At 45.0% G+C, this 11564-nt stretch carries 8 protein-coding genes; 1 reads left to right on the top strand and 7 read right to left on the bottom strand.

The genetic code is table 11. The annotated features are described in order from the left end of the window. The 7 genes from rsxC to IQQ51_RS05590 all read right to left on the bottom strand — a co-directional run. The coding region (gene rsxC, locus IQQ51_RS26685) for an electron transport complex subunit RsxC (RefSeq protein WP_228012690.1) at window positions 1-1830 on the bottom strand (1830 nt) is incomplete at its 3' end. Between the two features lie 7 nt (window positions 1831-1837). Continuing rightward, complete coding sequence (gene rsxB, locus IQQ51_RS05565) at window positions 1838-2431, bottom strand: electron transport complex subunit RsxB (protein WP_004734040.1); 594 nt, start codon at window positions 2429-2431, stop codon at window positions 1838-1840. A 2-nt stretch (window positions 2432-2433) separates the two neighbouring features. Then, the gene (gene rsxA, locus IQQ51_RS05570) at window positions 2434-3012 is read right to left on the bottom strand and encodes an electron transport complex subunit RsxA (RefSeq protein ID WP_004734039.1); all 579 of its coding nucleotides are present in this window, start codon (window positions 3010-3012) and stop codon (window positions 2434-2436) included. Between the two features lie 269 nt (window positions 3013-3281). Then, complete coding sequence (locus tag IQQ51_RS05575) at window positions 3282-4286, bottom strand: substrate-binding domain-containing protein (RefSeq protein WP_048611573.1); 1005 nt, start codon at window positions 4284-4286, stop codon at window positions 3282-3284. 314 nt (window positions 4287-4600) lie between these two features. Beyond that, on the bottom strand, window positions 4601-7702 hold the full coding sequence (locus tag IQQ51_RS05580) for a beta-galactosidase (protein WP_193840561.1): 3102 nt from the start codon (window positions 7700-7702) through the stop codon (window positions 4601-4603). Window positions 7703-7822: 120 nt separating this feature from the next. Next, entirely contained in the window at window positions 7823-8725 is a 903-nt protein-coding gene (locus IQQ51_RS05585; protein ID WP_193840562.1) for a MalM family protein, read from the bottom strand. 107 nt (window positions 8726-8832) lie between these two features. After that, complete coding sequence (locus IQQ51_RS05590) at window positions 8833-10077, bottom strand: carbohydrate porin (protein ID WP_052878987.1); 1245 nt, start codon at window positions 10075-10077, stop codon at window positions 8833-8835. A gap of 849 nt (window positions 10078-10926) precedes the next feature. On the opposite strand from IQQ51_RS05590, the gene IQQ51_RS26690 reads away from it, so the two are divergent. Next, a partial coding sequence (locus IQQ51_RS26690) for a glycoside hydrolase family 36 N-terminal domain-containing protein (protein WP_322632738.1) occupies window positions 10927-11564 on the top strand: 638 nt, incomplete at its 3' end.

Here is an 11564-nt window from a genome sequence, read left to right on the forward strand (position 1 = left end):
GTCAGAAGCTGACTCCGCTTGTTGAGCTTTCTTCGCTTTAGCGCGAGCAATAGCCGCAGCGACAGCATCTTTCTTGCCATCACCTGAGCTTTCTGCTGGAGTCTCGGCTGCTGCTTGTTGTGCCTTGCGCTCTCGAGCTTGTCGTTTACGTTCTTCACGCAGTTTCGACATTTCAGAATTGTCTGGTTCAGCGCTATCCGCTTTCTGAGCCGCAGCTTGTTTTGCTTTTGCCTTGGCAATCGCAGCCGCAACCGCAGGTTTCACCGCTGGTTCCGCATTAGGAGCTTGGTCTGCCGCGGCTTTTAGCGCTTTAACGCGAGCAATCGCAGCTGCAATCGCATCATCACCATCCGCAGATTTCATATCTTTACGACGGTTGTCAGCTGCTTTCTTGAAGCGGTTTTCACGTTCTGCTTTGTCACGCTCCATACGAGCGTTTTTCTCTTCGAAACGAATCTTGGCGCGCTCTGCGGCTGTCGCTTCGTCTTTTCTTGTTTTGATTTCGGCTTTCGCTTGGCGATAGTACTGAACAAGAGGAATTTCACTTGGGCAGACAAACGCACAAGCACCACATTCAATACAGTCCTTAATATTCAGCTCTTCACACTTATCCAACTCGTTGGCTTTCGCATGCCATTGCAGTTGTTGAGGAAGTAGAGACGCAGGACAAGCCTCAGCACACGCGCTGCAACGAATACATTCCATCTCGTAAGTGCTTGGTGAGATCTCACGACGCGTTGGCGCTAAAATACAGTTCGACGTTTTAGTGATTGGCACATTGGCATGTGGCAAGGTAAAGCCCATCATCGGGCCGCCCAAAATCAAACGTGGCAGTTTTTTATCCGCTTTGTAGCCAAATTCCTCTAGTAACTCGTGTACTGGTGTACCTAATAGCGCCCAAACGTTACGAGGTTGCTTAAAGGTTTTACCGGTTAAAGTCACCACGCGGTTAATCACTGGTTCACCGTCGATTACTGCTCTCTTAATTGAGTAAAGCGAGCCGACGTTTTGAACCAAAACACCAATGTCTGCAGGAATGCCGCCAGCCGGAACCTCTTTGTTGGTGAGGATCTTGATCAGCTGTTTCTCACCACCTGAAGGATACTTAGTTGGGATAACACGAATGACGATATCTTTGTCTTTCGCTGCAATCTCAAGTGCTTTTATTGCGCCTGGTTTATTGTCTTCAATGCCGATAACCGTCAGCTTTGGTTGAAGAATGTGTTCAACGACTTCGATGCCTTTTAATACTTCGTCGGCATGTTCTTGAAGCAACTTGTCATCAGAGGTGATGTAAGGTTCACATTCCGCAGCATTGACGATCAAAATGTCAGTACGACCTAAGCCGGATTGAAGCTTCTTAGCCGTAGGGAAGCCTGCGCCGCCCATGCCTGAAATACCAGCTTGGCGAATCACATCTAGCAGTTCGTCAGAAGTCTTTGTCGAAAAATCTTCAACTGGATTTTTTTCACTCCAAGTGTCTAGGCCATCAGGTTTAATAACCACGCACATTTCGCTCAAGCCTGAAGGGTGAGCGGTAGTTCGCGGTTCGATAGCGGTAATCACACCCGATGTTGGTGCGTGTACAGGTAACGTAAAACCTGTATCTAAGGCAGTAAGTTGCTGACCTTTTAACACAGTGTCGCCAGCAGCAACCAATAGGTTACCCGGCTTACCGATGTGCTGTTTCACCGGAAGAACGATTTCTTCTGGAAGCCTTGCATGGACGATATCAGTAGTATTCGACTGTTTCTTGTTTTCAGCAGGGTGCACGCCACCAGGGAAGTTCCAAATAGAGCCCGTGCGAATTTGTTCAATTAAAGAGATCATACTAACCCTATGCTTTAGGCTCTGACGCAGTCGCATCAGTCGCTTGGTTAGTGATATCAGTAACAGGAATGATGTTCATCTGCCATTTCCAATTTTCAGTCGTTGTTGCCACTGGAATCATTTCAATACAGTCAGTAGGGCACGGTGCGACACATAGATCACAACCTGTACATTCATCTTTAATTACTGTGTGCAGTGCCTTGGTACCACCAACAATGGCGTCAACAGGGCAGGCTTGAATACACTTGGTACAGCCGATACACATATCTTCATGAATGAAGGCAACGGTTTTTACTTTGTTATCTAAGTCATGAGCGGAGTCTTCAACTTCTACGCCCATTAAATCTGCTAGCTTCTCTATGGTTGCTTGGCCGCCCGGAGGACATTTGTTGATCTTGTCTCCGTTAGCGATCGCCTCTGCGTATGGGCGACAACCAGGATAGCCACACTGGCCACATTGAGTTTGCGGTAAAATGGTGTCGATTTGATCGACGATAGGATCAGCTTCAACTTTAAAACGGATAGAAGCAAAGCCCAAAATAGCGCCAAAAACAGCGGCTAAAACGGCTAGCGCAATGATCGCAATTAAAATGGTACTCATGCTTATTTCACCAACCCAGTAAAGCCCATGAATGCCAGAGACATTAGGCCTGCTGTGATCATCGCAATCGATGCACCTTTGAATGGCATTGGAACATCAGCAACCGCAATACGTTCACGCATTGCAGCAAATAGGATCAATACAAGAGAGAAACCAACCGCTGCGCCGAAACCATAGATGATCGACTGAATGAAGTTGTGGTTTTCATTGATGTTCAGAAGTGCCACACCTAATACCGCACAGTTGGTGGTGATAAGAGGCAGAAAGATACCCAGCAGGCGATAAAGAGTTGGGCTGGTTTTGTGAACCACCATTTCCGTAAATTGAACAACCACCGCGATAACTAAGATGAAACTCATGGTACGCAGGTATTCAATACCCAGAGGGGTAAGGATGTAGGTTTCTACTAGGTATGCAGAGACTGACGCTAACGTTAGAACGAAAGTCGTCGCAAGGCCCATGCCAATCGCAGTCTCCAGTTTCTTGGAGACTCCCATAAATGGACATAGTCCTAAAAACTTCACTAGCACAAAGTTATTGACCAGCACTGTGCCAACCAACAACAAAAGGTATTCGGTCATAATGGATTAATTCTTGAGATTCCGATCCCGATATTATCCTGCTTTGCTCACCTAATAACAACCAAGGATCACTAGGGATTTAGACACTTGGTGAAAAAATCAACGGGTAACCGTTTGATTAAGATGGATCAGGTTAAGTATAGGTGGGTATTTGCGGGGAATGAAAAATAAGATTAACTCAATGATAACTCATCGAATCAATCCTATTTTCTTTGTTGTAAAAAGTGTCGAGGAACGAAATGACTTAGTTTTTATTACCCTGAGCTTTCTCAATTAATGTTTCGAACAGAGGCTCTGCGCACCAAAATTGGCATAAATAGCTTATGTTCCGGGTGCTCTTTTGGCTCGTCACTTGCGAGTTGCAGAGAGAGCTTAACCGCTTGATTAGCCATGACTTGAATTGGGTAGCGAATGGTGGTCAATCTAGGGTAAATAAAGCGAGCAATGTGGCCGTCATCAAAACCAATAACTGACATATCTTCTGGAATACGAACGCCATTTTCTTGTAATAACGCCAAACAGCCTGCGGCCATGTAGTCGTTGTACGTGGCAATGGCAGTGATATCTGTGTTTTTTGCCATTAAGTTAACCATGGCTTGCTCACCGCCTAGCTCGTCAGGTTCACCATATTCGATGTACTCATCGTTCGATTCAATACCGTGATCTTTCAATGCATCCAAATAGCCACCTAAGCGGTCGTGAGCATCTTCAATATCGTGACTCGAGCAGATGTAGCCAATGTGTTTGTGGCCGTTTTTAATCAAATACTCTGTCGCGATGTAAGAGCCGCGGCGGTTGTCGAGAGCAATACAGCGGTTTTCGATATCGGGAACAATGCGATTGATCAGCACCATTCCGGGTACTTCATTGGCCAGTTTGACTAACTCTTCATCGCTAATGCCTTTGCTATGAACGACGAGTGATTCGCAGCGGCTGTTGATCAGCAAGTTAATCGCATTACGCTCTTTGGTGGCGTCATGGTAGCCACTGCCAATCAGTAACTGTTTTTCTTGCTCACTTGCCACGGTATCAATAGCTTTGATCATTGAGCCGAAGAACGGGGCAGAAACATCATTAACCAGTACACCAATCGCGTTTGAAGATTTGCTGACCAATGCACGGGCGTTGGCATTTGGGCGATAACCGAGTTTTTCCATAGCGGCTTTTACCGCCGCAATTGCGGTTTCACTGGTGTGAGGTGCATTGTTGATTACTCGAGAGGTGGTCGCGATTGATACGCCTGCTTCCTTCGCAACATCTTTAATGGTAGCCATTCCGCTCTCTTATTCTGAATATAATGCTGTGTGCTGGTGGTTGGACATTTAACAACGGATAGTTAGCCAATTCAAATACTAAACATCAAATATGACGAGGTTTGATGGTTTATTTTTTGTTGGTTGATTAGTTTAAAAATAAAAAGCCAAGCTCTAGATTTGAACTTGGCTTTTTAGTCACATTGGCGTGTGGACTGTTGTCGTTTGAACTGCTGTCGTGTGAGCTGTTGTCGCGTGAAGTAAGGTCATCACAGGTAACCCAAAGTAATAGGGAACCAAGTGGCTTTAGAGCAAACCACTTGGCCCGAATTTACTTACGATGCGCTTGTTAGCGTAACCTGATAACGATATTGATTGTCGGTGAGTTGAAACTCTTGGTGAACACTTGGACTCCAAGAATCATCACCACCAACGCCCATATGTTGGTGATCTACGCGTACATAGATTTTCTCTTCACGAGTCAGGTCATTAGTATGCTTAGCATCCGTTAATTGTTGCTGGCTATACTGACTCACACTGAATGAAAAATCGCCTTCGATCCCAATATTTCCAACATTCAAGTTTTTGGTTCCGCAACGTAACCCGCTATCGGTTGGGAATATATACGACGTATGCATCTTATCCAGTGTCTGTTTGTGTAAACCGAATCGAGCAGCGGCCAAACGGTCTGGATAGTTTTCAAAAGGACCTAATCCCTGCCACGAAACCGGAGTTTCATTGGCTGTTTCGAGTGGTAAAGGTAGCTCCATCTCAAGACCAATGCGTGGCATCGGTGGTAAGTGATCGGCTAAGTTGACATCAACCGCGATATTCATTTCACCTAAGTTATTTAAGGTGTATTGCCATTTTGTAATCGCTTGGATTTGGCCATTAAATTGGTAGGCGAATACTGACGTTACTTGTACTGAGTCTGCGAGCGATTGCACGACACAACTTGTACACTGACGTTCCCATTGACCAATGCCTGCAAGTTCCCAACGACAAGCCCATGCATTTGGGTCGATGTTGTCTATCTCACTGATACCAATATCGTTATCAAGCGGCGCACGATAGAAGTTGTCGACAGGTGCCTTGATAACTTGCGGTTGCCCATCAACGACCCAGTGGGTCAACAATCCACTCTCTGTATCCCATTGCCATTGATGTGTTTCATCTAGGCTAGACACGACGACTTTATTGTCTTGCTGATTTAACTGAGGAGCCAAAGCATTTGCAGTGCTAGGGAGTTGCAAGCCAGCATGGTTACGTAAAGCAAACTGCTCTGTTGCACAAACATGGCCTTCTTCTGCCCACTTAGTCGAATAAATCAGAGTAATATCTGTGTTTAGATGATATTCGGCTTGTGCTTCTGGCGTGAAAGCAAGGTCAATTACTAGCTCTTGTTTACTATCTTCAGCAACGGATAAGACTTGTTGCCCTGATTGAATCACGATGCCATTTTTGAGTAATTGCCAGCGTAAGATTTCATTGTCGGTTGCTCTGAACAGGTTTTCATTGGTTACATTCAAGTGGCATTGAGCTTCAGTTTGTTCTGCTAACGTCACATTGATCATTCTCTGGCAGTATTTCGCCTCTTCCAACGTTGGGTGTACGCTGCGATCTGGGAAGATCAAACCGTTGATGCAGAACTGACGGTCGTTGATGATGTCGCCAAAGTCTCCACCGTAGGCCCAGAAGTGTTCACCGTTTTCATCCCACTGACTTAATCCTTGGTCAACCCAGTCCCAGATGAAACCGCCTTGTAGGCGAGGGTATTCTCTGAATGCATCCCAGTAATCATTAAAGCTACCTAAACTATTGCCCATTGCGTGTGCGTATTCGCAAAGAATAAGCGGGCGTTGCTCGTTAGGCAGAGAAACCCATTTCTTGATAGACCATTTTGGAACGGCATCGTCTTCGATTGTACTGTTAACGCGTGCGTACATTGGCGCAATGATATCGGTAGCGGTGGTATTTGAACCTCCGCCTTCATATTGTACCGGGCGAGAAGGGTCGTACTGTTTCGACCAAGCATACATCGCATTGTGGCTACTGCCGTGTCCCGACTCGTTACCCAAAGACCAGATGATGATAGAAGGGTGGTTCTTATCACGCATGACCATTTGCGTATAACGACTCATATAAGCGTGTGCCCATTGCGGATCCGCAGACAAGCGATTCATAGGCTGCATGCCATGGGTCTCGATGTTCGCTTCATCACACACGTATAAACCGTATTCGTCACACAGCTCGTACCATCGTGGGTGATTCGGGTAGTGTGCGGTGCGCACAGCATTGAAGTTGTACTGCTTCATTAAGCAGATATCGCGGATCATGTCTTCTTCTGTCATTACATGCCCTAACTCTGGGTGATGCTCATGACGGTTTACGCCGCGAATCAATAGCGGTTTGCCGTTTAGCTTTAGCTGACCGTCTGTCATTTCGACTTTACGGAAGCCAACTTGATAAGCTTCACTTTCTAGGTGGTTACCTTGTTCATCGAGCAATGACACGACAATTCTGTAGAGGTTAGGAACTTCTGCGCTCCATTTCTTTGGCTCTCGAACATGCAGAGTTTGGAATACCACATCATCGTAGGTGCCACGCTCGTCAATTCGTCTATTATGAGGGCGATCGATAAGCGGTTCAGTCACCGCGTTTTCACCGTCAAACAGTTGAACCTGAACTTGGTAAGTGTCTGGTGCCGTAATTTTGGTGACAATAGACAGTGAACCATCGCGATAGCATGCGTCTAAATTAGGCGTAACGAACACATCTTCAATGCACTGCTTTGGTTTAGCTAGCAAGGTCACATCACGGAAAATACCGCTTAGCCACCACATATCTTGGTCTTCTAAATAGCTACCATCACACCAACGTATCACCATAACAGACAGTGTATTATCGCCAGCAGTTAGATACTGAGTTAAGTCGAACTCCGCAGGTAAGCGGCTATCTTGGCTGTACCCAACCCAATTGCCATTACACCAAAGATGAAAAGCGGAATTGACGCCATCAAAGATAATACGTTGGGTGTTCTTTAGGTCATTTTTAGTCAACGTAATTTGAGTGCGGTAACAACCGGTTGGGTTTTCTGCCGGTACAAACGGTGGGTTCACTTCAAATGGGTATTTTACGTTGGCGTAGATAGGTTTATCGTAGCCTTGCATTTGCCAGTTCGATGGTACGGCAATCTCGTCCCATTGTGAGTCATTGAAACTTGTTTCGATAAATTCACCGTCAACTTGTTCAGGTGCATCAAAGTATTTGAACTTCCACTGTCCATTAAGAGATTTACGTTGTGACTCAATGCCGTCTCGAGCGTGCTTAAGGTTGCGGTAGCTTGATAATGGGCTGTGCGCATTAAGGCAGTGGATATTCACAGACTGTGGGTTTTCCCAATCGCGTCTTTGGATGATGTTTGAAAATGCCTTCATGGTATTCCTACTCTTAAAGTGTTCAATATGGGTAATAATTCTATTAAGTCATCGGTTTTTTAAGCCGTGATGACCGTTATCAAATCGTTGGTTTACGTATTGTTCTGTTGGCTTATTCAGCTATTCAGCGAGCTGTTTTAATAAATAATCTTTTGCTTCGGGCATGCCCTGTTCGGCCGCTTGATTAGCAATAAATGCGGCTTGTTTGATGTCGTTGTTGTTTAGGGCTTCGTAAATGTCCTTTTGGATATTCAACCATTGCGCCTTTTGATTGGTTTCAACTGTCTGAATTGATGGTGGAGAAACTCGCTTTGAACCCAAGGTTTCGGGCTCATTGTTGGATGAAACGCCAAGCTCAGCCAATAGAGTCAAAACCGCACTGTTTGTTGATTTGCTCGCCGTAACATCAATGACACCTACGCTTCTCAACGTGGCCGTCAACGGCAGTTGCTTATTGCCAATAATCTGCTGAGATTCGGAATACAGATCTTCAGGATGAATTCGATTGATGGCGCTATCTAACTTAGTGCTATCGGCGCTGACCACAATAAATTGCGCGTTGTTTCGTTGAGGTTCGAGTGCAATTGATGCTTCAATTCTTTCTAACCCTTGCATCGCTGTCGGGTAGTAAGTGAAGTCGTTAGTACTGTATTGATCAAGCAGTCGTAATTGTTTGTCAAAGACATAGATAGACGGTGCGAATAGCGCATCATTTTTAATGTATGAACGAATGAGTAAGGACAGCGATTCTGTCGTGTCACTGATTTGGTACGCGATGGTCGGAAAGCGTTGGCTATCCGCTTGTGTATTGTCATTTAACAATGAAGAGGAAAGGGTCGGTAAATGACCGTCCATAATCACTTGTTGGTGGAATGGAACAGACAATTGCGTCATTGGCAGCGCACTTAGCTGAGAGCAGCAAGCACTGTCATTGAAATCAGTCTTAAGTTCCTTTTCAGGTATTCCACTGCATGCGCTAACGGTGAGTGCCGCGACAATGATCACCAATGATTTTAATTTCATCTGATTGCTACCTTAGTAAAGGGGAAAACATCGGCTTTCCCCGTTAAATTGCTATTCCAGTGTTGAGCGTCAATTTGTTGATTGAACAGACGCTCGGGTGTTGTGGTTTACCACCAAGTTTCCACGTTGAAACCAAAGGTAATCTCGTCAACAGTCTCGGCGTTGATGCTTGTTGCCGTTCCATAAACCTCGTTACCACGATCCCATTCGTTGTTGGATTCAGAGTAAGTTGCAAAGATACGGATAGATGGGCGAGCCCATACGCCTTTGCCAGCTTGGAACATTTGAGCGACAGTCACTTTGTACATATCATTGGTGCCTGAGCCGTTTTGTGCTTCTACCGTTTCGTAACCGACTTCAAGTGCTGTCGACATATAATCTGTCCAAGCATATTGAGGACGAGCACCGACACTGAACCATTTCTCGCCATCGTTGTTATCTAGGTTGTTATCTTGATAAGCGATGGAGTACATGACTTGAACATCTTCACTGATATTTAAATCACCATGGTTAAATAGACGCCAGCTGTAGCCATCATGTTCGACGCCAGTGCTGTACTTTTTGTCTGAACCACCTTCAGCACTCATTAATCCGCCAGCTAAGGCATCAGTACCGTATTGGAAGGCCAAGGTGTTTGAACCGTAGTTCCAAGCTTGACGGTAAAGAGCAGAGAGCATTGCGCCAGAAGTAGTAATGTCTTTATCGTCGTAGCTCGAGTTTTGCGTGGTCACGTAGTTCAAACCAAGAGTAAGATCCGCTGTGTCACTCAATTCAATACCGCTTAAGCGAGCATCAATATTGTGAAGACTACGCCCATCGTCACTTGACGAGTTTGGCGCCATCCAGGCCAAATGTGCATCCGCAAACCCTAGATCCCAATCTTCAATACCTAAACCCGTACTGGATGTATCCCAGTACTTAACATCAATCATGTGGACTTCATGGCGACGATAAAAACGTTCTCCGGCCCATACTTTCGCGTTAGGTTGTCCATCGATAAGACCATGGCCTGCTGACCAAAGCTGAATCGTACTTACGTCTCCCCAGCTATCACCGCTGCCTAGATAAATCGTGGTATCAAAATAAGCGTCATTGTCACGCCATACATCGGCTTTCACACCCGCTTCCCACCAATTCAGTTCATTACCTAAACGGTAGTTACCGTAACCTTGACCTGCTCGAATAACGTCGTTTCGTTCTCCTTTGCCATCGTTATGTTGGTCATTGTCGGTGTAGATGTTGCCCCATTTCGCATAACCAAAATACGTTACGTTTTCCACTGCAGCGAAGCTGATTAATGGGGTGAGGGCAAGAGTGAATCCTAATGCTTTAACTAGCATTTTTTGTTTCATGAAGTGTCTCCATTATTTTTTATTTATGGATATTTTTATGTTTGAGTCCTAACTCGAGCGAGAGTGTAAATAAACAATGGAAACGTTTTCATGATGAGGTTGGCATTTTTACGCTATTGATGGGTTTGTGATTATTTTGTGTGATTTTGATCAGGTTATTGAGCTTGTAGTGGCAGTTTTGTAGAGGTTTCTGTGGGTTTTTAATGGAATCGTTTTCTATTTCAGAGGTGTTGAGGGGATTGATCGTGCGCTAAAGTTGAAGTTGCTCGTTGTGTTCGAATATCGGTAATGATGATGTAAGGCTAGAGCTAGCAAGGGATTAGGGTTATTTTTGAGGGGAAAAGCAGCCCAGTCAATGATAACTGGGCATGTGAGACAAGGAAGCAAGTATCAAATTCAATGTCGAAGCTAGGCTACAGGCATTGCGTTCTATACCGTCAAGCTGGAATGTAAAAGTTAGGACCCAGGGAGACACTTCATAGTTGTACTCTAAAGGTTAAGAATACGAGTGTGGTGTGGTGAGTTCAAGAGGAAATGTGTGTGAGCCAATTTTCAAATGACAGATCCACCATAACGTAATGAATTTTAAGGGCTTAATTGTTGTTAAGCTCCTGTTTGTTTTAACGTTATAGCGCTTTATTTAATGTGGAATATCCCTATTTTTGAGGATTAGGAGCATATGTACTGAGGTGGTGGTTGGCATAAATCTTTGAATTAGGGGGTATTATTTGAATCTATTAATCTCAAAATATTTGATGGAAACGTTTTCATGATTTTGGGTTTGATCACAGAAACTCTCAGCTCAATAATTATGATACGGAGTAATTAAACGCGTTAAGGTTAAATAAAATGACGAATAAATCCCTAGTAGAAATTACGGGTAAAGACTCGCAACTGATCGTTGAACTTGGTGATTTCGCCGAAATTCTGCATTGGGGAGTACCAGTTCGTGGCGATCTAACGAACTTTCGTGTTTCTCTTCAAAGGCCAGTTCCTTACGGTCGCCTTGATAATGATGTCGCTATGTCACTGAGCCCAGAGCTCGGACGCGGTGTATTCAGCAGTCCGGCATTAGAAGGACACCGAGATGGGTTGGACTGGGCGCCTGTTTTCTCTATTACGGATATTCAACAAACACCATCTAGCCTAATCATTGAGAGTGAAGATGTGCGTGCAGGCTTACATTTAACAACCGAACTATGCCTTGATAAACATGATGTTGTGAAATCTCGTCACACCTTAACCAACCTTAAAGCCGGCCTTTATCAGGTGAACCGTCTCGCCAATACTTTACCATTACCAGCAAGAGCTGATGAGTTGATGACGTACTACGGCCGCTGGGTACATGAGTTCCAAACGGTGCGCCAGCCCTTACAACAAGGGGGCTATCAACAAGAAAATCGTCGCGGACGAACGTCTCATGAACATTATCCAGCGATGGTTGTCGGTACCGCCAACTTCAATGAAATGGCAGGTGATGTGTGGGG

It is taken from the genome of Vibrio sp. OPT18 (genome assembly GCF_015163615.1).
Lineage (GTDB): Bacteria > Pseudomonadota > Gammaproteobacteria > Enterobacterales > Vibrionaceae > Vibrio > Vibrio coralliirubri.

Bases quoted from the DNA above. Each gene is read 5' to 3' on its own strand.
- rsxB (WP_004734040.1), bottom strand. From the start codon at position 2,431: ATGAGTACCATTTTAATTGCGATCATTGCGCTAGCCGTTTTAGCCGCT.
- rsxA (WP_004734039.1), bottom strand. From the start codon at position 3,012: ATGACCGAATACCTTTTGTTGTTGGTTGGCACAGTGCTGGTCAATAAC.
- IQQ51_RS05575 (WP_048611573.1), bottom strand. From the start codon at position 4,286: ATGGCTACCATTAAAGATGTTGCGAAGGAAGCAGGCGTATCAATCGCG.
- IQQ51_RS05580 (WP_193840561.1), bottom strand. From the start codon at position 7,702: ATGAAGGCATTTTCAAACATCATCCAAAGACGCGATTGGGAAAACCCA.
- IQQ51_RS05585 (WP_193840562.1), bottom strand. From the start codon at position 8,725: ATGAAATTAAAATCATTGGTGATCATTGTCGCGGCACTCACCGTTAGC.
- IQQ51_RS05590 (WP_052878987.1), bottom strand. From the start codon at position 10,077: ATGAAACAAAAAATGCTAGTTAAAGCATTAGGATTCACTCTTGCCCTC.